The sequence below is a fragment of the Pseudomonas sp. TH49 genome, from assembly GCF_016650625.1.
In the GTDB taxonomy this organism is placed as follows: domain Bacteria; phylum Pseudomonadota; class Gammaproteobacteria; order Pseudomonadales; family Pseudomonadaceae; genus Aquipseudomonas; species Aquipseudomonas fluorescens_H.
In genome coordinates, this window is the sequence record NZ_JAEKFL010000001.1 from 2,944,785 (window position 1) to 2,966,572 (window position 21,788).

The following is a 21,788-nucleotide window of genomic DNA, read 5'->3' on the forward strand; positions in this document are numbered from 1 at the left end:
TTCCGTTACAATGCGCCACCGTGCCGACCCATGAGTCGGAAAGTTCAGCCGAGGTGCTCCATGGATATCATCGAAACGATTAAAGAGCAGATTGCCAACAACACCATTCTGCTTTACATGAAAGGCTCGCCGAATGCCCCGCAGTGTGGCTTCTCCGCGAAAGCTGCGCAGGCCGTGATGGGCTGTGGCGAGAAGTTCGCCTACGTCGACATCCTGCAGAACCCGGAAATCCGCGCCAACCTGCCAAAGTACGCCAACTGGCCGACTTTCCCGCAACTGTGGGTTGGCGGTGAACTGGTTGGCGGCAGCGACATCATGGCTGAAATGTTCGCCAACGGTGAGCTGCAGACTCTGGTCAAGGAAGCATCGGCCAAGGCTGCTGCGGCCAAGTCCGAAGCCTGATCCGGCTTTGTGGGAGCGGGCTTGCTCGCGAATGCGGTGTATCAGAAAAATAGTAACTGACTGATACACCGCATTCGCGAGCAAGCCCGCTCCCACAGGGATCTGCATCTGATCCGGGATTTGCCAATAAAAAGCCCCGCACCTCGGAAGAGGGCGGGGCTTTTTAGTGTCGCGAATTCAGCGGGCGCTAACTTACTCTTCGCCCATCTGCGATTGCAGATAGTTCTCAAGACCGACTTTATCGATCAGGCCCAGTTGGGTTTCCAGCCAGTCGATGTGTTCTTCTTCGGACTCGAGAATGTCTTCGAGCAGTTCACGGCTGCCGAAGTCGCCAACCGATTCGCAATGGGCGATGGCGGCTTTCAGATCGGCGTGGCCGGTCTTCTCGATGCGCAGATCGCACTCAAGCATTTCCTGGGTGTGCTCGCCAATGTGCAGCTTGCCCAGATCCTGCACGTTCGGCAGACCTTCAAGGAACAGGATGCGCTTGATCAGCTTGTCCGCGTGTTTCATCTCATCGATGGATTCGTGGTACTCGTGCTTGCCCAGCTTGTTCAGGCCCCAATCTTCATACATGCGCGCATGCAGGAAGTACTGATTGATCGCGACCAGCTCATTGGCAAGGATCTTGTTGAGATGCTGGATGACTGTAATGTCGCCTTTCATGATGGGAGTCCTGCCCTGTAATAGCTGTATATAAGGCGGAGTTTGAGCTTGGTACTTATAAGTGTCAAACCTAAGTTATTGAATAATAAATGAAATTAAATCTGAATAAGAATGTTTGTGTTCCGCGTCTAGCGCCTAACCAGTTGATTTACGGGCATAAAAAAACCGGACATAAGTCCGGTTCTTCGAAATTGGGGTAATTACGCCGCTGTAAATTCTACCGGATACGGGATCGCGGCCTGGGCGGTTTGCAGTTTGGTCAGGGTTTCGCGGACCACTTCCTTGGCCAGGCAGGCACATTTGCCGCATTGGCTGGCGACGCCGGTGGCCTGGCGGACTTCTTTATAGCTGCAGCAACCTTCATAGATCGCTTCGCGGATCTGTCCGTCGGTGACGCCAGTGCAGAGACAAACATACATAAGTGAGAACCGTCGCTGGTTGTGACTCAATTGCGATGGATCTTAATGTTAACGAGAATGATTGTCAAAGTGCTTTCTGAACGCTTTATGAACGAATCAGCGATGACTGACGAACGGTGCTTAATGGCGATTTGCCTGGCCCCGAAAATGCGGCCCGGTTATCCGCTTTGGGCAAAAAACCGTTAAGGACAGGCGAAAAACGCAGTGTATGATGGTCGGCCCTTGCGAAGAGGGTTCGTGTCACAGGGCTGTCGCCTGAGGGTGGCAGGCTGGCCCGGACCCTGAACTTCAAGTTATTCACCAGGAGATATCCATGAGCGTACTCGTAGGCAAACAAGCCCCTGATTTCACCGTCCCGGCCGTACTCGGCAATGGCGAGATCGTTGACAGCTTCACCCTGTCCTCGGCCATCAAAGGCAAATACGGCCTGGTGTTCTTCTACCCACTGGACTTCACCTTCGTCTGCCCGTCCGAGCTGATCGCTCTGGACAACCGCATGGCTGACTTCAAGGCACGTAACGTAGAAGTGATCGCTGTGTCGATCGACTCGCACTTCACCCACAACGCCTGGCGCAACACCCCGGTCAACAATGGCGGCATCGGCCAGGTGAAATACACCATGGCTGCCGACATGAAGCACGACATCGCCAAGGCCTACGACGTTGAGTCCGAAGGCGGCGTGGCTTTCCGTGGCGCGTTCCTGATCGACGACAAGGGCGTTGTCCGCTCGCAGATCATCAACGACCTGCCGCTGGGCCGTAACATGGAAGAGCTGATCCGTCTGGTCGACGCTCTGCAATTCCACGAAGAGCACGGCGAAGTCTGCCCTGCCAACTGGAAAAAAGGCGACAAAGGCATGAACGCTTCGCCAGAAGGCGTTGCGGCTTACCTGACCGAGAACGCTGCTGCCCTGTAAGGCACAACGTCGAGGTACAAAAAAACCGGCCCACGTGGCCGGTTTTTTCATGTGCGGGATTTGTCCGACGAGGATCAGTCGTCGAAGTCTTCCCAGCCGCCCATCTGTTTCCAGCGGTTGACGATGCCGCAGAACAGCTCGGCGGTCTTCTCGGTGTCGTAACGCGCCGAATGCGCTTCACGGCCGTCGAAGTCGATGTCGGCTGCCTGACAGGCCTTGGCCAGTACGGTTTGACCGTAAGCCAGACCGGCCAGCGTCGCGGTATCGAAGCTGGAGAACGGGTGAAACGGGTTGCGCTTCATGTCCAGACGCGCAACCGCAGCATTCAGGAAGCCAAGGTCGAAGCTGCTGTTATGGCCGACCAGAATCGCGCGCTTGCAGCCATTGGCCTTCAGCGCCTTGCGCACGCCACGGAAGATGTCGGTCAGCGCGGTTTCTTCGCTGACCGCCATGCGCAGCGGGTGATCGAGCTTGATCCCGGTGAACTCCAGCGCCGCCGCTTCGATGTTGGCGCCTTCGAACGGCTCGACGCGGAAGAAGTAGGTGTGATCCGGGTAGACGAAACCCTTTTCATCCATGGCGATGGTGGTCGCGGCAATCTCCAGCAGAGCGTCGGTGGCCGAATTGAAGCCACCGGTCTCTACGTCGACGACAACCGGCAGGTAACCGCGAAAACGTGCTGCCATTGGGTGACGGGAACCGCCGCCGCCACCTTGACCGTCCAGTTCGTCGTCGAAATGGTCTTCACTCACGCGTGTTCCTCCAGCAGGCGCCAGCGCAGCTTTTCACCGGCGCGCAGCGGGATAACGGTCAGCTCGCCAAATGGCAGGCTGGTCGGGGCGGTCCATTCTTCGCGAACCAGGGTGATGCGATCGGTGTTGGCCGGCAGACCGTAGAAGCGTGGGCCGTTGAGGCTGGCGAACGCTTCAAGCTTGTCCAGCGCGTTGCGCTGTTCGAAGGCTTCGGCATACAGCTCGATGGCGGCGTACGCGGTGTAGCAGCCGGCGCAGCCGCAGGCGGCTTCTTTGGCGTGCTGGGCGTGCGGCGCCGAGTCGGTACCGAGGAAGAACTTCGCGCTGCCGCTGGTGGCGGCATCGAGCAGGGCTTCCTGATGGGTATTACGCTTGAGGATCGGCAGGCAATAGAAGTGCGGCCGAATCCCGCCCACCAACATGTGGTTGCGGTTGTACAGCAGGTGATGCGCGGTGATGGTCGCGCCGACGTTGGCCGAAGCCTCGTTGACGAACTGCACGGCGTCGCCGGTGGTGATGTGTTCGAACACCACTTTGAGCGTCGGGAAACGCTCGACGACACGGCGCATGTGCTCATCGATGAAAATCTTTTCGCGGTCGAAGACGTCGACATCGCCACGGGTGACTTCGCCGTGGATCAGCAGCGGCATGCCGACTTCGGCCATGGCTTCCAGCACCGGGAAGATCTTGTCGATGCTGGTCACCCCGGAATCGGAGTTGGTAGTGGCGCCGGCCGGGTACAATTTGGCGGCGTGCACGAAACCGCTGGCCTTGGCCTGACGAATTTCTTCGGGCTGGGTGCGGTCGGTGAGGTACAGCACCATCAGCGGTTCGAAACGACTGCCGGCCGGGCGGGCAGCGAGAATCCGCTGGCGATAGCCATCGGCTTCAGCGGCGTTGCGCACCGGTGGTACCAGGTTGGGCATGATGATGGCGCGGCCAAAGGTGCGCGCTACATCGGCAACGGTATTGGTCAACACGGCACCATCGCGAAGATGAATGTGCCAGTCGTCGGGACGCAGCAGGGTCAGGCGGTCGGACATGAGGGGATTCCAGGCGGGTCAAACTGAGGGGAATGCTACCGGAAAAGACTCTTGCAGGCACTCGCTATCAAGTTTTGCCGGAACCTTCCGATATCCCGTAGGTATGCCGTAAACATAGTGTGAATCGGTCTTTGTGTTACAGAAGCCAATGGAGCCTCCCGTGCGCCAGCGATATTTAGCCTTGCTCAGTGTGTTTGCCAGCCTCCCCGCGATGGCGCTCACCTACCAGACTCGTCTGGAGAACATTGAGTGGACGGTCGAGGGCGACAAGTTCGAGTGCCGCCTGACCCAGCCGATCACCGATTTCGGCTCGGGCCAGTTCGTGCGCAAGGCCGGCGAACAGGCGATATTCCGCCTCAATGCCTATAACGCCATGCTCGGCGGCGGTTCAGCGACGTTGCTTGCGGCGGCCGCGCCATGGCAACCGGGGCGCAACGACATCTACCTGGGCAGCGTCAGGATCGGCACCGGTAACGTGCTGTTCAACAGTTCGCAATCCCAGGCCGGCGGGCTGATCAGCGGTTTGCTGGACGGTCGCAGCCCGGTGGTGCGACGTGCGTCCGGCGATGGCCGGGTTTCGGAAGTGCGCCTGCTGCCCGTCAAGTTCAGCAAGGCCTTCAACGATTACCAGACGTGTGTGGCGAAATTGCTGCCGCAGAATTTCGACCAGATCAAACAATCGCAGATCGGTTTCCCGGGGGAAGGTACCGACCTGGACGCCGCCGCTCGGGCCAAGCTGCAAGTGATGCTCGAGTACATGAAGGCCGATCCGTCGGTCAATCACATCGAACTCGACGGCCACTCGGACAACAGCGGCAACCGTCTTACCAACCGAGAGCTGTCGCGCCGTCGCGCGCTGGCGGTGGTCGATTTCTTCAAGGCCAACGGCATCGCCGAATCGCAGATCACCGTGCGTTTCCATGGCGAGCAATATCCTTTAGTACCGAACACCAATGCCACTAACCGGGCGAAGAATCGCCGGGTCAGCGTGAAGCTGGCACGGGTGGCACCGACCACCGCGCCAGCGCCACAAGCCAGCGCGCCTGCCAACGCCGCGGCGACTTCCTGACCCGCCGGTCATCGTCGCGCTCTCGACAGATTCTGTCGCTTTGTCGTCTTAAGCTGTCGCGCCTCTGTAAATTATCGTATTTGAGCGGTAGACTCCTCGGCTTTCCGTAGAACCCCGTGGAGTGATGGCATGGCGGACGTAAACAAGGTCGTTCTGGCGTATTCCGGCGGCCTGGACACTTCGGTGATCCTCAAGTGGCTGCAGGATACTTATAACTGTGAAGTGGTGACCTTCACTGCTGACCTGGGTCAGGGCGAAGAGGTCGAGCCGGCTCGCGCCAAGGCTCAGGCCATGGGCGTCAAAGAAATCTACATCGACGACCTGCGCGAAGAATTCGTGCGTGACTTCGTGTTCCCGATGTTCCGCGCCAACACCGTTTACGAAGGCGAGTACCTGCTGGGTACCTCCATCGCACGTCCGCTGATCGCCAAACGTCTGATCGAAATCGCCAACGAAACCGGCGCCGACGCCATTTCCCATGGCGCTACCGGCAAGGGCAACGACCAGGTGCGTTTCGAACTGGGTGCCTACGCGCTCAAGCCAGGCGTGAAAGTCATTGCTCCATGGCGTGAGTGGGACCTGCTGTCCCGCGAGAAGCTGATGGACTACGCCGAGAAGCACGCGATTCCGATCGAGCGTCACGGCAAGAAGAAATCTCCGTACTCGATGGACGCCAACCTGCTGCACATCTCCTATGAAGGCGGCGTGCTGGAAGACACCTGGACCGAGCACGAAGAGGACATGTGGCGCTGGACCGTCTCCCCGGAGAACGCTCCTGACACCCCGCAATACCTGGAACTGACCTACCGCAACGGCGACATCGTTGCCCTGGACGGCGTCGAAATGACTCCGGCCACCGTACTGGCAACGCTGAACAAGATCGGTGGTCAACACGGTATCGGTCGTCTGGACATCGTTGAAAACCGTTACGTGGGCATGAAATCCCGTGGCTGCTACGAAACCCCGGGCGGCACCATCATGCTGCGCGCTCACCGCGCCATCGAATCGATCACCCTGGACCGCGAAGTCGCTCACCTCAAAGACGAGCTGATGCCGAAATACGCCAGCCTGATCTACACCGGCTACTGGTGGAGCCCGGAGCGTCTGATGCTGCAACAGATGATCGACGCTTCCCAGGTCAACGTGAACGGCGTGGTTCGCCTGAAGCTGTACAAAGGCAACGTGATCGTGACCGGTCGCAAGTCCGACGATTCGCTGTTCGACGCCAATATCGCGACCTTCGAAGAAGACGGCGGCGCTTACAACCAGGCCGACGCGGCGGGCTTCATCAAGCTCAACGCGCTGCGCATGCGCATTGCTGCCAACAAGGGCCGCAAGCTGTTCTAAGCGTCGCGGGCCTGTAAAGAAGTGGCGGCTTGTCCCAGTGACAAAGCCGCCATTTTTTTTGTGGTTGTCTGACGTTAACCCGCAACATGTGTTGTTACGGTCAATTCCAGCATTTTCTTGAATGTCCACTTCAGGCATCTACTCTGTGTCTCATTCCCCCCTCAGCACCGTAGTACTTTGCGTGCTCACGTTATAAGCAACGAAAAGTTTGGCGCCTCCGTTTTTTTTCGCTTGTTTGACAAGGCTGAGGGTAATTTGCTTGAGCAGAGCGTCAGACGCTGAGTCGGTCAAAAATACCACTGCCTTGGCCGATTGCTTGCCAAGCTGAGGAAAATGTTCGGCCAGTGCATTGAACGCCTGTGTGCTGTTCAGCGGACGTACATCGATGGCGCGCAACGTGCCCATGGATTTGGGCAGTTGGATGGTGTGCTCAATCCACGCTCGCTCCGGGCAGGATTCGTCAGCGCCGCACGGGTGGAGTGGCCGCTGGTCAATGCCGCGTTCAGGTAGCGTCCACTCCTGACCGCCTGGTGCTCTGCGTGCCGGGGACGAACAGGGGATATTCTCCGTCTGCTTCAACTCATCAAAGACTTTTAGAAAACTGTCGTCCTTGTCGAAGTCCGAGGGCGCATACAATGAACGGTAGTTGAAGTTCAGCGTTAAAAAAAACAGCAACAGCAAGTAAAACGGGAAGCTGATCAGGAACCAGATATAGACTTCTCTTTCATCGTTATATAGAAAAGGCAGGGAGATGGCCGCCGACGATTCGGAAATAAATGCAAATATTGCAATTACCGTCATGGGGTTGGTGATTTTTTTTCTGATTTTTATCATGGTGTTTGCTCATTAAGTGTGTTTTTTCAATGTGTTTATTGAATGATTTCATGTGGGTGAAGTTTTGCGTCTGATGCTCTTTTTTATATTAAATAAAATTCGTTGGGTAGAAGTATCTTGTTTCAGACGTTGATTGTTTAAAGTGTGTAGTGGCGTTCTTGCTGTTGTTTTTGCAATTGATCTTCAGCCTGATGCTGTCCGGCCTCAGCAGTGCGCTGTCATGCAACAACAGCAATTTTTGCAGTCTCTTCTTGCGCGAGAGGCTCTGGATCAGTGAGCCGGCTTGGGTTGCAGTGCGTAGTATTTTTCACGTCCAAGGCGTGGTCAGAGAAACGGCCGGGGCTTGCCAATATCACCAGTGGCGGTTTTTTGTAGGAATAGTCTTTTTTTGATGTAGGGAATGTCTTTGGCTGTGAGTGTGACGGAACTCTCTTGTGCCATGTCGGAAGTGACTAGGCTATTGTGCGGGTTCTAAAAATTCGAACAGCGAAACTGGACTTGCCCATGAATAAAGTGCTGATCGTGGATGATCACCCCGTCATTCGTCTTGCTGTGCGTATGCTGATGGAACGTCATGGCTACGAAGTTATTGCCGAAACAGATAATGGTGTGGATGCATTGCAACTTGCGCGTGAACAAATGCCGGATATCGTTATTCTGGATATTGGAATACCGAAGCTCGATGGTCTGGAAGTTATTGCCCGTCTGAACTCGACACCGATGCCATTGAAAGTTCTGGTGTTGACCTCTCAGGCACCCGGGCATTTTTCGATGCGCTGCATGCAGTCGGGGGCGGCGGGGTATGTCTGTAAACAACAGGATCTGACAGAGTTGCTCAGTGCGATCAAGGCCGTACTGTCCGGATACAGCTATTTTCCAAACCAGGCCCTGCATACCGTGCGGACCAGCCTCGGTAATGCCAGTGAGGCCGATATGGTAGACCGCCTTTCCGGGCGGGAAATGATGGTGTTGCAGCAATTGGCGCGGGGCAAGACCAACAAGGAAATCGCCGACGGCATGTTTCTCAGCAACAAGACGGTCAGTACTTACAAGACCCGTTTGTTATTGAAGCTCAATGCTCGGTCGCTGGTGGACCTGATTGAGCTGGCGCAACGCAACGGGCTGGTCTGATGGTCCTGCCTGCCGACGGATCATGGGCCGCTCGGTGTCGGATTCCCGGAAAGTAAAAAGCCTCCGGTTCGGGAGGCTTTCAAGTATCAGAGATCAAAATCGTAATCGGCCAATTGCTTTTGCAGTCGGCGCTCCTCAAGCAGGTTATCGATGGTGCGACGTTTGCTCAGATTGGTCTTGGCGACCTCGACGACAGGTTCGGCGTCGTCGGTTTCCACAACTGTGAAATCGTCATCTACGTCCAGTTGTTCTTTGGTGTCAGTCATAAGGTGAACTCCAGGCTAAGACTGCCTTTGGCGCTCCTTATATCGATATTCCTGCTGCGGGTAAAAAAGATTTTTTCAATCGACGAATCAATTATTCCAATAGTCAGTCAATCGTCCGAGGTTTTGTGTTTGTACTCGCACAAATCTTCGATCCGGCAGCTGCCACAGCGTGGCTTGCGCGCCAGACACACATAGCGACCATGCAGAATCAGCCAGTGGTGAGAGTCGAGCAGGTAATCTTTCGGCACAAACTTCATCAACTTCTTTTCCACCTCGACCACATTTTTGCCCGGGGCAATGCCGGTGCGGTTGCTCACGCGAAAAATGTGCGTGTCGACCGCCATGGTCAACTGACGAAAAGCGGTATTGAGCACTACGTTGGCCGTTTTGCGGCCAACGCCGGGCAGCGCTTCCAGTTCTTCGCGCGTCTGCGGGACTTCGCCATTGTGCAGTTCGACCAGCATGCGGCAGGTCTCGATCACGTTTTTCGCTTTGCTGTTATAGAGGCCGATGGTCTTGATGTACTCGGACAGCCCTTCGACGCCCAGCGCGTGGATCGCCGCAGGGGTATTGGCCACCGGAAACAGTTTGGCCGTGGCCTTGTTGACGCCAACGTCGGTAGATTGCGCCGAGAGGATTACCGCGATCAACAACTCGAACGGCGAGGAATAGGCCAGCTCGGTCTTCGGCTCGGGGTTGTCTTCATGAAGTCTGCGGAAGATTTCCAGACGTTTTGCGGCATTCATGGATGATGTGTTTCCTTGGAGAGAGCGTTCGAGCGGGTCCAGGCCTGGCGGGCAGCGATCAGTAGTCCGAGCAGGATGAAGGCGCCGGGAACCAGGGTGAGCAGGTGCAGCCCGTCGCTGAACAGAACCAGTCCTTGCCAGTGCTCGGATAGAACACGACCGATGTGCCCCTGACCGAACAGTTCACGCAGTACGGCCAGCGCCAGTAGCAGCGCGCTCGACAGGCCAAAAAACGTCAGGCGCTGGGCTAGCGCCTGACGAAAGAATCCATTGTATTCCAGCACCACGCATTGCAAGGCGATCAACCCGCCGTAGATCCCGAGTGACTGTTGCCACTGCAACGCCCAGCGCTGCGCGAGGATATTGGCACAACTGGTCAGAGTGGCGGCCAGCAGCAGACTGGCCAGCAACAGGCTGTTGCCAGATAACCGCAAGCGCAGTGGGGCGATGCACACGCTGTAAATCCCCACAACGGCACTCGACATCAACAACATGCCCAGTGCGCCAGCCAGTGTTGCGCTGGTGCCAAGCAGCAGCATCAGCGTCAAAGTGTTCGTCAGATTCGTCGGCCGGTTCATGATCCGGTCCCCAGCAAGATTGCCCGGTGCTCGTCAAAGTAGCGCAGAGCGTCATGGATGGCATTGAGAGTGGCGCGGGATGTGATGGTGGCGCCCGCCAGTTGATCGAACTGTCCCTGATCCTTTTTCAGTGCCCAGCCAGCGTCGTCAGGTGCGTTGCGCGACTTGCCGGTAAACGTCGCCAGCCACTGGTTCGGCCAGTCGCCGATGAGTCCGCCGAGCGCCGGTGTTTCGTTTTGCCGCAAGGTTTTTACTCCCAGCAGTCTGCCGTTGGCATCGATGGCGATCAGCAGTTCGATAACCCCGGCGTAGCCCTCGGTCTGGGTGCGCAACAATACTGCTACTGGCTGCCCGGCTTTGCTTGCGCGGTAACCTGCCAGCAGCGTGCTGTGGCTCAACGTTGTATCAGTCAGCGCCAGTGGCTGCTCCAGCGGCTGATTGTCGTAGGCATCGGCCGCGAGTACATCCAGCAGCTTGCGGCTGTCGAGCAGGCGTTGCTCGCTGGCAATCTGCGGCGCACTGACACGCTGCACGACATAGGTCAAACCGAGACCGGCGCCAGCCAGCAGCACAAGGGTCACGACCGTAGCCGCGCGGTTCATGATTGCACCTGCGTCTGGCGGGCAGCGGCAAAACGCTCCAGGGCCGGTACACCGAGATTCATCAGCAACACGGCAAACGCGACACCGTCCGGGTAGCCGCCCCAGGTGCGGATCAGGTAGGTCAGCAAGCCGACACCCACGCCGAACAGCAGCCGGGCCAGCGGACTTTTGGCGCCGGACACCGGTTCGGTAATGATGAAAAACGCACCGAGCATGGTTGCGCCGCTCAGCAGATGAAACAGCGGTGAGCCGTGGGAATCGGAACCCGAGCCGTTCCAGCAGAGCAGGCTGACGACAAACAGGCTGGCCAGCATGCCGACCGGCGCTTGCCAGGCAATCACCCGGCGCTGCAACAGCCACAGCCCGCCAGCGAGAAACGCCAGATTGATCCACTCCGCACCGCGTCCACCGAAGCGGCCGAACGCCGGGTTGGCCGCGAACAGCTCATCCAGGGTCAGGCTTTTGTTGATGCGCAGACTGTCCAGCGCGGTGGCCTGCACCCAGGCGTCCGGCGCCTGGCCCAGATTCAAGACTTGCGCAAAAGCGGCCTGCAGATTCATGCCATGCGCCGGCCAGTGGGTCATCGGTTGCGGGAACAGCAGCATTGCCAGGGCGAAACCGAGCATGGCCGGGTTGAACGGATTCTTGCCGATGCCACCGTATAAATGTTTGCCGAACAGCAGGCCCGAAGCTATCGCCGTAACGGTCAGCCACCACGGGCAATAAGGTGGCAGGGCGGCGGCCAGCAATGTTGCGCTGACCAGTGCGCTGCCATCGCTGAGCGTCGGTTGCAAAGGTTGTCGGCGCAGGCGGGTGACACCGGCCTCGACCAGCAGTGCGCTGCTCGCCGCCAGGATCAGATTGATCAACACCCCCCAGCCGTAAAACCAGAACAGTGCCAGCAGCCCCGGCAGCGTGGCCAGCAGCACCCGCTTCATCGCCTGTTGCAGGCGATCATCCGGTGCCTCACGGGGCGACATGATCTTGCACCTGACGCTCGGCGTCCTGCAGGCGGGCGCGGGCCTTGTCGAGGGCTTCGCTCGGCGTGTCGGCGCGGCGTTCGAGTTTGTTCAGGTCGGCGCGGGCGTAGGCCAGTTCGGTTTTCAACTGGCGAAGCTGGCTGTCGATCGGGCGCTTTTCTACGCGCACCAGATCAGGCGCAGGCTGTTCACTTGCCGCTTCGGCAGCGTGAAGGGCCTGCTCGGCGTCATGCAGTGCCTGTTCCAGCGTGGCGATCTGCTCCGCTGGCGCTTCGGCGGTCTGCGCCTTTTTCAGTTCGGCGCGACGCATGGCCAACTGGATTTTCGCCCGCTTCAGATCCGCGTCCTTCGCCGGAGACGGGGCCGCTGGGGCTGGAGCAGCGGTGGCGCTGCTTTCGAGTTTCGCCAGCGCCTGTTCGGCGGCTTCGAACTGCTGTTGCAACACGATCAGTTGCGATTGCTGTTCGAAGGTCGGTGGATGGCCGAAGGCTTTCAGCGATTTGTGCAATTGCGCGCGGCTCATGGCGACGTCGATCTTGGCTTTTTTCAGCGCCGCGTCGGCGGTCGCGGCTTTCTGCGTGCGTACCCGTTCCAGAGCGGCTTGCACAGGATCGAGGGTGGCCACCGCCGGTTGCGCTGCGCGCCGTGCCCGGGCTTCGCGCTCAGCCTGTTTCTGCTGTTCTTCGCGCTCCAGGCGGGCGTTGCGGCGTTCAAAACGCTGGCGTGCATGATCGCGTTTGGCCGTGCGCGCGCGCTGTTCTTCAAGGCTGGATGCCAGGCCACCGACCACCGGCAAGGTGCCGAGCGGCAGCGGATGCATCTCGATGCAATCCACCGGGCACGGCGCCACGCACAGGTCGCAACCGGTGCATTCGTCGATCAGCACGGTGTGCATCAGTTTCGCCGCGCCGACGATGGCGTCGATCGGGCAGGCCTGAATGCACTTGGTGCAGCCGATGCACTCGGCTTCGCGGATGTACGCCACTTGCGGCGGTGCCGTGCCACGGCTGATGTCCAGTTCCAGCACCGGCACCTTCAACAGTTCAGCCAGGGCGGCAATGGTTTCGTCGCCCCCCGGCGGGCACTTGTTGATCGGTTCGCCATCGACGATGCCTTGCGCATAGGGTTTGCACCCGGGGTGGCCGCATTTGCCGCACTGGGTCTGCGGCAGGAGGGCATCGATGAGTTGAATCAGACTCATGTTTTGATCAGTCCACTGAATCCGAGAAAAATCACTGCAATCAGTCCGGCGCCGATCAGATCGATCGGCAAGCCGCGAAAGGGCAGAGGAATGTCGTTGTCCGCGGTGCGTTCGCGCAAGTCGCTGAACAGGCTCAGCACCAGCCAGAAACCCAGCCCGGCACCCAGGCTCAGCGCCGTTGCCTGCAGCAGGCCGCGATCATTTTGCGCATTGATCAAGGCCAGCCCCAGCACGCCGGCATTGCCCAGCAACAGCGGCCATAGCCCATCGAACGGCCAGTCAGGCAGCCCGCGAGCCAGCAGCTTCAGCAGCGGCGCGATCAGCAGCACACTGAGCGGCAAGAACACAAACAGCTGCAGTGCCTGCAATTGCAGCGGCACCAGCAGCCAGTGCCAGATCAGGTAACCGATGATGCCAACGCTCAGCATCAGGCACGCCGTCGCCAACCCCAGTGCATGCACCTGGCGCCGACTGCCGGCCAGCAGCGGATCGACGCCCAGCGGCCAGTGCAACACGAAGTTGTTGAGCAGGGCGGCACTGATCAGCGTAAGCGCAAGTTCGGTCATGGTTCTGCCGGCAGAAACGGGCGGGTGTCATTCAAGGTTAGGCATTATCCGGCACCCGCGAAGGGTGGGCCAGATATGAAAAATCCCACAGGCCTGCAGAACATGCCTGTGGGATCGTTTTACCGCTGGGTCTTACTTGATGCGTTGACCCGGCTTGGCACCGCTGTCCGGGCTCAGCAGGTAGATTTCTTCACCGCCAGGGCCGGCTGCCATCACCATGCCTTCGGAGATGCCGAACTTCATTTTCCGTGGCTTGAGGTTGGCGATCATCATGGTCAGGCGACCGTCGAGTTTCGACGGATCCGGGTAAGCGCTCTTGATCCCGGAGAACACGTTGCGCTGCTCGTCACCGATATCCAGGGTCAGGCGCAACAGTTTGTCGGCACCTTCCACGTGTTCGGCCTTGACGATCAGGGCGACGCGCAGGTCGACGGCGGCGAAGGTGTCGAAGTCGATTTCCGGCGACAGCGGATCCTTGGCCAGTTCGCCATTGCCCGCAGGCGCGGCGGCGCCGGTATCGGTCTGGCTGGCGGTCAGGTCTTCTTTCGAGGCGTCGGTCATGGCTTGCACTTTTACCGGGTCGATGCGGGTCATCAACGGTTTGAATTCGTTCAACTGGTGGTTGGCCAGTAGCGTGGTGTGGTCGTTCCAGGTCAGCGGGGCGACGTTGAGGAAGGCCTCGGCGTCGGCGGCCAGCAACGGCAGCACTGGCTTGAGGAAGATCACCAACTGGCGGAACAGGTTGATGCCGGTGGCGCAGATCGCCTGGACTTCATCCTGCTTGCCTTCCTGCTTGTTCAACGACCAAGGCGCCTTGTCGGCGATCCAGGCGTTGGCACGGTCGGCCAGGGCCATGGTTTCACGCATGGCGCGGGCGAAATCGCGGGCTTCATAGGCGTCGGCAATGCTTGGCGCCGCGGCGAGGAACGCTTCGGTCAGCTCTGGCGCAGCGTTGTTGTCGACCAGCAGGCCGCCGTTGCCCTTCTGGATGAAACCGGCGCAACGGCTGGCGATGTTGACCACTTTGCCGACCAGGTCGGAGTTGACCTTCTGCACGAAGTCTTCGAGGTTCAGGTCGAGGTCATCGACGCCACGGCCCAGCTTGGCCGCGTAGTAGTAGCGCAGGTATTCCGGCGACAGGTGATCCAGGTAGGTACGGGCCTTGATGAAGGTGCCGCGGGACTTGGACATTTTCTGGCCGTTGACGGTCAGGTAGCCGTGCACGTTGATCCCGGTCGGCTTGCGGAAACCGGCGCCTTCGAGCATGGCGGGCCAGAACAGCGCGTGGAAGTTGACGATGTCCTTGCCGATGAAGTGGTAGAGCTCGGCGGTGGAGTCCTTGCCCCAGAACGCGTCGAAGTCCAGCTCCGGCGTGCGGTTGCAGAGGTTCTTGAAACTGGCCATGTAGCCGATCGGCGCATCCAGCCACACGTAGAAATACTTGCCCGGCTCGTCCGGGATCTCGAAACCGAAGTACGGCGCATCGCGGGAGATGTCCCACTGTTGCAAGCCGGCGTCCAGCCACTCGGCGATCTTGTTGGCCACGGCGTCCTGCAGGGTGCCGCTGCGAGTCCAGGTCTGCAGCATCTGCTGGAAGTCCGGGAGCTTGAAGAAGAAGTGCTGGGAATCCTTGAGTACCGGCGTGGCACCGGAGATCGCCGACTTCGGATCCTTCAGATCGGTCGGGGCGTAGGTCGCACCGCATTTTTCGCAGTTGTCGCCGTACTGGTCTTCAGTGCCGCATTTCGGGCAGGTGCCCTTGATGAAGCGGTCGGCCAGGAACATTTTCTTTTCCGGGTCGAAATACTGGGTGATCGAGCGCTGGGCAATATGCCCGGCGTCACGCAGCTTCAGGTAGATCTGGCTCGACAGCTCACGGTTTTCTTCGGCGTGAGTGGAGTGGAAGTTGTCGAAGTCGACCAGGAACTCGGCAAAGTCGGCGCTGTGTTCAGCCTGCACGTTGGCGATCAGTTGTTCCGGGGTGATGCCTTCCTTTTCCGCGCGCAGCATGATCGCCGAACCGTGGGCGTCGTCGGCGCAGACATAGATGCATTGATTGCCGCGATGCTTCTGGAAGCGCACCCACATATCGGTCTGGATGTATTCCAGCATATGGCCAAGGTGAATCGAACCGTTGGCGTAGGGCAGGGCGCTGGTGACGAGGATCTTGCGTGGTTCGGACATGTGGGGCTTCGCTACTTGATGAAACGGAGGTCGGCCACTATAAAGCGCTGGCGCATATTTTTCACCCTGTGCCGCTGGGTACTTTGAGAGCATTTGTGGCGAGGGGATTCATCCCCGATGGGTGGCGAAGCCGCCCCCAAACCAGATGTCAGGGCCTATCAGACACACCGCGGGTGATGTTTTTGCGACTGCTGCGCAGCCGATCGGGGATAAATCCCCTCGCCACAGGGGTTAACGGGTTCAAGTAATCAGTTCGCCACAAATCTGCGTCCAGCGTACGATACCCGCCATCTTTTCCCAGTCTTGTTATCGGAGTTGCCCATGAGTGCCGTCACTCGCGCAGCGGTGGAAGCCGTCCTCAGCCAATACACCGACCCTTACCTGAATCAGGACCCGGTCAGCGCCGGTTGCGTGAAGCACATCGAGATCGATGGCGACCGCGTCAAGGTTCAGCTGGAAATCGGCTACGCCGCCGGTCTGTTCAAGAGCGGCTGGGCGCAGTTGTTGCAACTGGCCATCGAAAACCTCGATGGGGTGACGATCGCCAAGGTCGAGGTCAACAGCGTGATCGCCGCGCACAAGGCTCAGGCGCAGATCCCGGGCCTGGCCAACGTCAAGAACGTGGTCGCTGTGGCTTCGGGCAAGGGGGGTGTGGGCAAGTCGACCACCGCGGCCAACCTCGCGCTGGCGCTGGCCCGCGAAGGCGCCAAAGTGGGGATTCTCGACGCTGACATCTATGGCCCGAGCCAAGGGATCATGTTCGGCATCCCCGAGCGCACCCGCCCCGAGGTCAAGGATCAGAAGTGGTTTGTGCCGCTCAAGGCCCACGGTGTCGAAGTCATGTCGATGGCGTTCCTGACCGACGACAACACGCCGATGGTCTGGCGCGGGCCGATGGTCTCCGGCGCACTGCTGCAACTGGTTACGCAAACCGCGTGGGGCGACCTGGATTATCTGGTCATCGACATGCCGCCAGGCACCGGTGACATCCAGCTGACCCTGGCGCAGAAAGTCCCGGTGGCCGGCGCCGTGATCGTCACCACCCCGCAGGATCTGGCGTTGCTCGACGCGCGCAAAGGCGTGGAAATGTTCCGCAAGGTCAACATTCCGGTGCTGGGCGTGGTGGAAAACATGGCGGTGCACATCTGCTCGAACTGCGGACATGCCGAGCATCTGTTCGGTGAGGGCGGTGGCGAGAAGCTGGCGACCCAATATGGCGTCGAACTGCTGGCCTCGCTGCCGCTGTCGATGCTGATCCGCGAACAGGCCGATGGCGGCAAGCCAACGGTGATCGCCGAGCCGGACAGCCAGATTGCCATGGTCTACCAGGAACTGGCTCGCCACGTCGGCGCGCGCATTGTGTTGCAGGAAGCGGCGACGCCGGCGATGCCTAATATCAGCATCAGCGACGATTGAGGTCTTACTCAGGACAGCGCTGTGGGAGCGAGCCTGCTCCCACACTGGTTTTTGTATTGCCAGTCAGATCCGCAACCCGCCATCCATCTCCAGAATCCGCCCGGTGTAGTAGTCGTTCTCGAAGATGTACGCCGCCGAATGGGCGATCTCTTCCGGCTTGCCCATGCGCTTGAGCGGAATACCCGAGGTCATTTTCTCCAGCGCTTCCGGCTTCATGCCCAGGGTCATCTCGGTTTCGATGAAGCCCGGCGCAATGCCCGCCACACGAATGCCGTAACGCGCCAGTTCCTTGGCCCAGGTCACGGTGGCGGCGGCCACGCCAGCCTTGGCGGCTGAATAGTTGGTCTGGCCGACGTTACCGGCACGGGAGATCGACGAGATGTTGATGATCGCGCCGCTGTTCTTCAGCTCGACCATTTTCGCCGCCACTTCACGGGTACAGAGGAACACGCCGGTCAGGTTGACGTCGATCACAGCCTGCCACTGGGCCAGGCTCATCTTGGTCATTTCGCCGTCCTTGACCTTGAGCAGCAGGCCGTCACGCAGGATCCCGGCGTTGTTGATCAGGCCATGGATCGCGCCGAAATCTTCGGCGACCTGGGCGACCATGTGCTCAACCTGTTCTTCATTGGCCACGTTGCACAGATAGCTGCGCGCCTCGACGCCCTTGGACTTGCAGGCTGCCACCGCGTCGTCGAGTTTTTCCTGATTGAGGTCTACCAGTGCCAGCTTCGCGCCCTTGCCGGCGAAATACTCGGCCATGGAACGGCCCAAACCCTGGCAACCGCCGGTGATAATGATTACTTTGTCGTTGAGTTGCATTCGCATGCCCCGATAGCCGGTCTGAGTGGTTTTTGTTATTGGCGACGCTCGATCCGTACCGGTTATGGCCAGATTGCACATGAGCATTGCCCGATGGCGTGACCGGGACTTATCCCCAGGCGCCTGTCCGTTTTTTCGACGGATTCTATATAAGGAGTCATAAATTGAGCGTTGAAGCGGCCAAGAATGCCCGAGAATTGCTTCTCAAGGAATACCGTGGCGTATTGTCGACCCACTCCAAATCGATGCCCGGTTTCCCGTTTGGCTCGGTGGTGCCGTATTGCCTGGATGAGCAGGGCCGCCCGCTGATCCTGATCAGCCGCATTGCCCAGCACACCCACAACCTGCAGAAGGACCCGAAATGTTCGCTGCTGGTGGGTGAGCGCGATGCCGACGACGTGCAGGCCGTTGGTCGCCTGACCTATCTGGCCGAGGCGCAGAAGCTCGAAGACCCGGCTGCCATCGAAGCCGCCGCCGAGCGTTACTACCGTTATTTCCCCGATTCGCAGAACTACCACAAGGCCCACGACTTTGATTTCTGGGTGCTCAATCCGGTGCGTCACCGCTACATCGGCGGTTTCGGCGCGATTCACTGGGTCGATCAACTGACCCTGGCCAACCCGTTCGCCGGCAAGGCTGAAATCAGCATGGTCGAGCACATGAACAGCGATCACGCCAAAGCCATCGCCCACTATGTTGAACTCAGCGGACTGCCGAAAACCGAACCGGCGCAACTGGCCGGGATCGACAGCGAAGGCATGCACCTGCGCATCGGTCAGGCGCTGTACTGGCTGCCGTTTCAAGCGCCTTGTCATACGCCGATACAAGTGCGCGAAGCCTTGGTTTCTCTGGCTCACGCCGAGGTCTGGCCAAAAAATGCGGTGGCCGACGCTTGAATTCACGAAAGGGCGACGTCATCTAAGGCTTACTGCAAGGCATTTCTTGCGTTGAGGAATCTTTGATGCGCCCTTTTTTGTTGCTCTTTCTGCTGTTTCCGGTGCTGGAGCTGTTCGTATTCGTCAAAGTGGCAGGGGCTATCGGGTTTTTCCCGGCCCTGCTGCTGATCATTCTCGGCTCGATGTTCGGTGTGTTCGTACTGCGCGTCGCCGGTCTGGCAACTGCGCTGCGTGCCCGTGAAAGCCTGAATCGTGGTGAGTTGCCCGCGCAAACCATGCTTGAAGGCCTGATGCTGGCACTGGCCGGTGGCCTGTTGATCCTGCCGGGCTTCGTCAGCGACGTGATCGGTCTGGTGATGCTGCTGCCGTTCACCCGTCGCCTGCTGGCGAACAAGATGCGCCAGCGCGCCGAAGAACAGGCCATGCGTCAGCGTGCCTTCGCCGACGACCTGCAACCCCGTGGCGGTCCTGCACCGCGCCAGCCTCTGGGCCGCGAGGGTGATGTGATCGAAGGCGAGTTCGAACATCGCGACAGCAAGTAACCCCTGCATCGACACGGCACCTTCGGGTGCCGTTTCTTTATGCGCGGCATTCAAGGGGCAAATCGATGAAAAATTTTTGCCCCCCACCCTTGTAATAAGCATATGCGCCCTTATGTATCGGTCACCGAAAGGTTTCCGGCATTTGAGTCGGACAGACTTCCGCGGTTCGCTCGACGAATCGCAACCGGCGCAGGCCGGATTTGTTAAACCCGCCGGGACTACACCGGCCGATGAAAACCACAATTAGGAGAGATCGACAATGAAGCTTCGTCCTCTGCATGACCGCGTCGTCATCCGTCGCAGCGAAGAAGAAAAGAAAACCGCTGGCGGTATCGTCCTGCCAGGTTCGGCTGCTGAAAAAGCCAACCACGGTGTGATCGTCGCTGCAGGCCCAGGCAAGACTCTGGAAAACGGTGAAGTGCGTGCGCTGGCCGTTAAAGTCGGCGACAAGGTTGTGTTCGGTCCTTACTCCGGCAGCAACACTGTGAAAGTCGACGGCGAAGACCTGCTGGTAATGGCTGAGAACGAGATTCTCGCTGTACTGGAAGGCTGATTTCCCCGCTCATTTTCCCGTTACTACAAAGTATTTAAGGAATATCGATCATGGCTGCTAAAGAAGTTAAGTTCGGCGATGCCGCCCGCTCCAAGATGCTCAAAGGCGTCAACGTTCTGGCTGACGCGGTAAAAGCGACCCTGGGCCCGAAAGGCCGTAACGTGATCCTCGAGAAGAGCTTCGGCGCTCCGACCATCACCAAGGACGGCGTTTCCGTCGCCAAAGAAATCGAACTCGAAGATCGCTTCGAAAACATGGGCGCGCAGCTGGTCAAAGACGTTGCCTCCCGTGCCAACGATGACGCTGGTGACGGTACTACCACCGCTACCGTTCTGGCTCAGTCGATCGTCAACGAAGGCCTGAAAGCCGTCGCTGCCGGCATGAACCCGATGGATCTGAAGCGCGGTATCGACAAAGCGACTATCGCCATCGTCAAAGAGCTGAAAGCCCTGTCCAAGCCATGCGCTGACACCAAGGCTATCGCTCAGGTAGGCACCATCTCCGCCAACTCCGACAACTCCATCGGCGACATCATTGCCGAAGCCATGGAAAAAGTTGGTAAAGAAGGCGTGATCACCGTTGAAGAAGGCTCGGGCCTGGAAAACGAACTGTCGGTTGTAGAAGGCATGCAGTTCGACCGTGGCTACCTGTCTCCGTACTTCGTCAACAAGCCAGACACCATGGTTGCCGAGCTCGACGGCCCGCTGATCCTGCTGGTCGACAAGAAGATCTCGAACATCCGCGAAATGCTGCCAGTGCTGGAAGCCGTTGCCAAAGCCGGCCGTCCACTGCTGATCGTTGCCGAAGACGTTGAAGGCGAAGCCCTGGCGACTCTGGTAGTGAACAACATGCGTGGCATCGTCAAGGTTGCAGCCGTCAAGGCTCCAGGCTTCGGCGACCGTCGCAAGGCCATGCTGCAGGACATCGCCGTTCTGACCGGCGGTACCGTGATCTCCGAAGAGATCGGCCTGAGCCTGGAAAGCACCACCCTGGAGCACCTGGGTAACGCCAAGCGCGTGACCCTGTCCAAGGAAAACACCATCATCGTTGACGGTGCTGGCGTACAAGGCGACATCGAAGCCCGTATCACTCAGATCCGCGCCCAGGTTGCTGAAACTTCCTCGGACTACGACCGTGAAAAACTGCAAGAGCGTCTGGCCAAGCTGTCCGGCGGCGTTGCAGTGATCAAGGTTGGCGCGGGTTCCGAAGTTGAAATGAAAGAGAAGAAGGCCCGCGTTGAAGACGCCCTGCACGCGACCCGTGCAGCCGTTGAAGAAGGCGTGGTACCTGGCGGTGGCGTTGCGCTGATCCGTGCTCTGGAAGCCCTGACCGAACTGACCGGCGACAACGCTGACCAGAACGTCGGTATCGCTGTACTGCGTCGCGCTGTTGAAGCGCCGCTGCGCCAGATCGCTGCCAACTCCGGTGACGAGCCAAGCGTAGTCGTCAACGAAGTGAAGAACGGCAAAGGTAACTTCGGTTACAACGCTGCGACTGGCGAATACGGCGACATGATCGAAATGGGCATCCTGGACCCAACCAAGGTAACCCGTTCCGCTCTGCAAGCAGCCTCTTCGATTGGCGGTCTGATCCTGACCACCGAAGCTGCTGTCGCTAACGCTCCAGAGAAAGCGGCTCCTGCTGGCGGCGGTATGCCAGACATGGGCGGCATGGGTGGCATGGGCGGCATGATGTAAGCCAGCCTTACCCCTGTAACGAAAAACCCCGCCTGCGATGAGCAGGCGGGGTTTTTTATTGCCCGGATTCCAGGCTTCACACCATCCTCTGTGGGAGCGAGCCTGCTCGCGAAAGCCATCCAGCGTTCACTACAGCTGTGACGCATACACAGCATTCGCG

At 58.9% G+C, this 21,788-nt stretch carries 24 protein-coding genes; 10 read left to right on the plus strand and 14 right to left on the minus strand.

Features of this window, described 5'->3' with window-relative positions:
* The first annotated feature begins 60 nt into the window (after nucleotides 1-60).
* On the plus strand, nucleotides 61-402 hold the full coding sequence (grxD, locus tag JFU48_RS13405; protein ID WP_003227729.1) for a Grx4 family monothiol glutaredoxin: 342 nt from the start codon (nucleotides 61-63) through the stop codon (nucleotides 400-402).
* 192 nt (nucleotides 403-594) lie between these two features.
* Here the strand turns inward: grxD and bfr are convergent, their stop codons facing one another.
* Together bfr and JFU48_RS13415 are read right to left on the minus strand one after the other, a co-directional pair.
* Nucleotides 595-1,068, minus strand: a complete 474-nt coding sequence (gene bfr / locus JFU48_RS13410) for a bacterioferritin (protein ID WP_003227727.1) — start codon at nucleotides 1,066-1,068, stop codon at nucleotides 595-597.
* Nucleotides 1,069-1,268: 200 nt separating this feature from the next.
* Nucleotides 1,269-1,487 carry a bacterioferritin-associated ferredoxin gene (locus JFU48_RS13415; protein WP_003227725.1) on the minus strand — a complete coding sequence of 73 codons (219 nt, stop codon included), beginning with the start codon at nucleotides 1,485-1,487 and terminating at the stop codon, nucleotides 1,269-1,271.
* Nucleotides 1,488-1,800: 313 nt separating this feature from the next.
* Here JFU48_RS13415 and JFU48_RS13420 point away from each other — a divergent pair, with 313 nt between their 5' ends.
* Entirely contained in the window at nucleotides 1,801-2,403 is a 603-nt protein-coding gene (locus tag JFU48_RS13420) for a peroxiredoxin (RefSeq protein ID WP_003227723.1), read from the plus strand.
* Nucleotides 2,404-2,477: 74 nt separating this feature from the next.
* Here the strand turns inward: JFU48_RS13420 and rnt are convergent, their stop codons facing one another.
* The gene (gene rnt / locus JFU48_RS13425; RefSeq protein WP_003227721.1) at nucleotides 2,478-3,155 is read right to left on the minus strand and encodes a ribonuclease T; all 678 of its coding nucleotides are present in this window, start codon (nucleotides 3,153-3,155) and stop codon (nucleotides 2,478-2,480) included.
* Entirely contained in the window at nucleotides 3,152-4,198 is a 1,047-nt protein-coding gene (gene pyrC, locus JFU48_RS13430) for a dihydroorotase (protein ID WP_003227719.1), read from the minus strand. Before pyrC ends, rnt begins: the two co-directional genes overlap by 4 nt.
* 160 nt (nucleotides 4,199-4,358) lie before the next feature.
* On the opposite strand from pyrC, the gene JFU48_RS13435 reads away from it, so the two are divergent.
* Together JFU48_RS13435 and JFU48_RS13440 are read left to right on the plus strand one after the other, a co-directional pair.
* Nucleotides 4,359-5,267, plus strand: a complete 909-nt coding sequence (locus JFU48_RS13435) for a flagellar protein MotY (RefSeq protein ID WP_003227717.1) — start codon at nucleotides 4,359-4,361, stop codon at nucleotides 5,265-5,267.
* Between the two features lie 129 nt (nucleotides 5,268-5,396).
* Nucleotides 5,397-6,614, plus strand: coding sequence for an argininosuccinate synthase (locus JFU48_RS13440; protein WP_201136701.1), 1,218 nt, complete (start codon nucleotides 5,397-5,399; stop codon nucleotides 6,612-6,614).
* 150 nt (nucleotides 6,615-6,764) lie between these two features.
* Here JFU48_RS13440 and JFU48_RS13445 read toward each other — a convergent pair whose 3' ends face one another.
* Nucleotides 6,765-7,448 (minus strand): hypothetical protein, encoded by a 684-nt coding sequence (locus JFU48_RS13445; protein ID WP_201136702.1) that lies wholly within the window; start codon nucleotides 7,446-7,448, stop codon nucleotides 6,765-6,767.
* A gap of 504 nt (nucleotides 7,449-7,952) precedes the next feature.
* Here JFU48_RS13445 and JFU48_RS13450 point away from each other — a divergent pair.
* On the plus strand, nucleotides 7,953-8,579 hold the full coding sequence (locus JFU48_RS13450; RefSeq protein WP_003227711.1) for a response regulator transcription factor: 627 nt from the start codon (nucleotides 7,953-7,955) through the stop codon (nucleotides 8,577-8,579).
* 86 nt (nucleotides 8,580-8,665) lie between these two features.
* Here the strand turns inward: JFU48_RS13450 and JFU48_RS13455 are convergent, their stop codons facing one another.
* The 8 genes from JFU48_RS13455 to metG form a co-directional block, all read right to left on the minus strand.
* Nucleotides 8,666-8,845 (minus strand): PA3496 family putative envelope integrity protein, encoded by a 180-nt coding sequence (locus JFU48_RS13455; protein ID WP_003227708.1) that lies wholly within the window; start codon nucleotides 8,843-8,845, stop codon nucleotides 8,666-8,668.
* 107 nt (nucleotides 8,846-8,952) lie between these two features.
* The gene (gene nth, locus JFU48_RS13460; protein ID WP_003227707.1) at nucleotides 8,953-9,591 is read right to left on the minus strand and encodes an endonuclease III; all 639 of its coding nucleotides are present in this window, start codon (nucleotides 9,589-9,591) and stop codon (nucleotides 8,953-8,955) included.
* Nucleotides 9,588-10,169: an Rnf-Nqr domain containing protein gene (locus JFU48_RS13465; protein ID WP_003227705.1), complete on the minus strand. Its 582-nt coding sequence runs from the start codon at nucleotides 10,167-10,169 to the stop codon at nucleotides 9,588-9,590. The genes nth and JFU48_RS13465 overlap by 4 nt, the downstream gene beginning before the upstream one ends.
* The gene (locus JFU48_RS13470) at nucleotides 10,166-10,771 is read right to left on the minus strand and encodes an RnfABCDGE type electron transport complex subunit G (protein ID WP_201136703.1); all 606 of its coding nucleotides are present in this window, start codon (nucleotides 10,769-10,771) and stop codon (nucleotides 10,166-10,168) included. Before JFU48_RS13470 ends, JFU48_RS13465 begins: the two co-directional genes overlap by 4 nt.
* Nucleotides 10,768-11,751: an RnfABCDGE type electron transport complex subunit D gene (locus tag JFU48_RS13475; RefSeq protein WP_201136704.1), complete on the minus strand. Its 984-nt coding sequence runs from the start codon at nucleotides 11,749-11,751 to the stop codon at nucleotides 10,768-10,770. Before JFU48_RS13475 ends, JFU48_RS13470 begins: the two co-directional genes overlap by 4 nt.
* On the minus strand, nucleotides 11,738-12,952 hold the full coding sequence (gene rsxB / locus JFU48_RS13480; RefSeq protein WP_201136705.1) for an electron transport complex subunit RsxB: 1,215 nt from the start codon (nucleotides 12,950-12,952) through the stop codon (nucleotides 11,738-11,740). Before rsxB ends, JFU48_RS13475 begins: the two co-directional genes overlap by 14 nt.
* Nucleotides 12,949-13,518 (minus strand): electron transport complex protein RnfA, encoded by a 570-nt coding sequence (locus tag JFU48_RS13485; RefSeq protein ID WP_103521088.1) that lies wholly within the window; start codon nucleotides 13,516-13,518, stop codon nucleotides 12,949-12,951. The genes rsxB and JFU48_RS13485 overlap by 4 nt, the downstream gene beginning before the upstream one ends.
* Before the next feature lie 132 nt (nucleotides 13,519-13,650).
* Nucleotides 13,651-15,702, minus strand: coding sequence for a methionine--tRNA ligase (gene metG / locus JFU48_RS13490; RefSeq protein ID WP_003227696.1), 2,052 nt, complete (start codon nucleotides 15,700-15,702; stop codon nucleotides 13,651-13,653).
* A gap of 321 nt (nucleotides 15,703-16,023) precedes the next feature.
* Here metG and apbC point away from each other — a divergent pair, with 321 nt between their 5' ends.
* Nucleotides 16,024-17,118, plus strand: a complete 1,095-nt coding sequence (gene apbC / locus JFU48_RS13495; RefSeq protein ID WP_003227693.1) for an iron-sulfur cluster carrier protein ApbC — start codon at nucleotides 16,024-16,026, stop codon at nucleotides 17,116-17,118.
* Nucleotides 17,119-17,181: 63 nt separating this feature from the next.
* On the opposite strand, the gene JFU48_RS13500 is transcribed toward apbC, so the two are convergent.
* Nucleotides 17,182-17,940: an SDR family oxidoreductase gene (locus JFU48_RS13500; RefSeq protein ID WP_201136706.1), complete on the minus strand. Its 759-nt coding sequence runs from the start codon at nucleotides 17,938-17,940 to the stop codon at nucleotides 17,182-17,184.
* 164 nt (nucleotides 17,941-18,104) lie between these two features.
* Here JFU48_RS13500 and JFU48_RS13505 point away from each other — a divergent pair, with 164 nt between their 5' ends.
* The 4 genes from JFU48_RS13505 to groL all read left to right on the plus strand — a co-directional run bounded on the left by JFU48_RS13505 (nucleotide 18,105) and on the right by groL (nucleotide 21,628).
* The gene (locus JFU48_RS13505; RefSeq protein ID WP_103519876.1) at nucleotides 18,105-18,836 is read left to right on the plus strand and encodes a HugZ family pyridoxamine 5'-phosphate oxidase; all 732 of its coding nucleotides are present in this window, start codon (nucleotides 18,105-18,107) and stop codon (nucleotides 18,834-18,836) included.
* 65 nt (nucleotides 18,837-18,901) lie between these two features.
* Complete coding sequence (locus tag JFU48_RS13510) at nucleotides 18,902-19,378, plus strand: FxsA family protein (protein ID WP_201136707.1); 477 nt, start codon at nucleotides 18,902-18,904, stop codon at nucleotides 19,376-19,378.
* Between the two features lie 259 nt (nucleotides 19,379-19,637).
* The gene (locus JFU48_RS13515; RefSeq protein WP_003227685.1) at nucleotides 19,638-19,931 is read left to right on the plus strand and encodes a co-chaperone GroES; all 294 of its coding nucleotides are present in this window, start codon (nucleotides 19,638-19,640) and stop codon (nucleotides 19,929-19,931) included.
* A gap of 50 nt (nucleotides 19,932-19,981) precedes the next feature.
* A complete protein-coding gene (groL, locus tag JFU48_RS13520) occupies nucleotides 19,982-21,628 on the plus strand; it encodes a chaperonin GroEL (RefSeq protein WP_003227683.1) in 1,647 nt (548 codons plus the stop codon).
* Nucleotides 21,629-21,788: the final 160 nt, after the last annotated feature.

Coding starts and splice junctions, on each gene's coding strand:
- grxD (WP_003227729.1), top strand. CDS start 61: ATGGATATCATCGAAACGATTAAAGAGCAGATTGCCAACAACACCATT.
- bfr (WP_003227727.1), bottom strand. CDS start 1,068: ATGAAAGGCGACATTACAGTCATCCAGCATCTCAACAAGATCCTTGCC.
- JFU48_RS13415 (WP_003227725.1), bottom strand. CDS start 1,487: ATGTATGTTTGTCTCTGCACTGGCGTCACCGACGGACAGATCCGCGAA.
- JFU48_RS13420 (WP_003227723.1), top strand. CDS start 1,801: ATGAGCGTACTCGTAGGCAAACAAGCCCCTGATTTCACCGTCCCGGCC.
- pyrC (WP_003227719.1), bottom strand. CDS start 4,198: ATGTCCGACCGCCTGACCCTGCTGCGTCCCGACGACTGGCACATTCAT.
- JFU48_RS13440 (WP_201136701.1), top strand. CDS start 5,397: ATGGCGGACGTAAACAAGGTCGTTCTGGCGTATTCCGGCGGCCTGGAC.
- JFU48_RS13445 (WP_201136702.1), bottom strand. CDS start 7,448: ATGATAAAAATCAGAAAAAAAATCACCAACCCCATGACGGTAATTGCA.
- JFU48_RS13450 (WP_003227711.1), top strand. CDS start 7,953: ATGAATAAAGTGCTGATCGTGGATGATCACCCCGTCATTCGTCTTGCT.
- JFU48_RS13455 (WP_003227708.1), bottom strand. CDS start 8,845: ATGACTGACACCAAAGAACAACTGGACGTAGATGACGATTTCACAGTT.
- nth (WP_003227707.1), bottom strand. CDS start 9,591: ATGAATGCCGCAAAACGTCTGGAAATCTTCCGCAGACTTCATGAAGAC.
- JFU48_RS13465 (WP_003227705.1), bottom strand. CDS start 10,169: ATGAACCGGCCGACGAATCTGACGAACACTTTGACGCTGATGCTGCTG.
- JFU48_RS13470 (WP_201136703.1), bottom strand. CDS start 10,771: ATGAACCGCGCGGCTACGGTCGTGACCCTTGTGCTGCTGGCTGGCGCC.
- JFU48_RS13475 (WP_201136704.1), bottom strand. CDS start 11,751: ATGTCGCCCCGTGAGGCACCGGATGATCGCCTGCAACAGGCGATGAAG.
- rsxB (WP_201136705.1), bottom strand. CDS start 12,952: ATGAGTCTGATTCAACTCATCGATGCCCTCCTGCCGCAGACCCAGTGC.
- JFU48_RS13485 (WP_103521088.1), bottom strand. CDS start 13,518: ATGACCGAACTTGCGCTTACGCTGATCAGTGCCGCCCTGCTCAACAAC.
- metG (WP_003227696.1), bottom strand. CDS start 15,702: ATGTCCGAACCACGCAAGATCCTCGTCACCAGCGCCCTGCCCTACGCC.
- apbC (WP_003227693.1), top strand. CDS start 16,024: ATGAGTGCCGTCACTCGCGCAGCGGTGGAAGCCGTCCTCAGCCAATAC.
- JFU48_RS13500 (WP_201136706.1), bottom strand. CDS start 17,940: ATGCAACTCAACGACAAAGTAATCATTATCACCGGCGGTTGCCAGGGT.
- JFU48_RS13510 (WP_201136707.1), top strand. CDS start 18,902: ATGCGCCCTTTTTTGTTGCTCTTTCTGCTGTTTCCGGTGCTGGAGCTG.
- JFU48_RS13515 (WP_003227685.1), top strand. CDS start 19,638: ATGAAGCTTCGTCCTCTGCATGACCGCGTCGTCATCCGTCGCAGCGAA.
- groL (WP_003227683.1), top strand. CDS start 19,982: ATGGCTGCTAAAGAAGTTAAGTTCGGCGATGCCGCCCGCTCCAAGATG.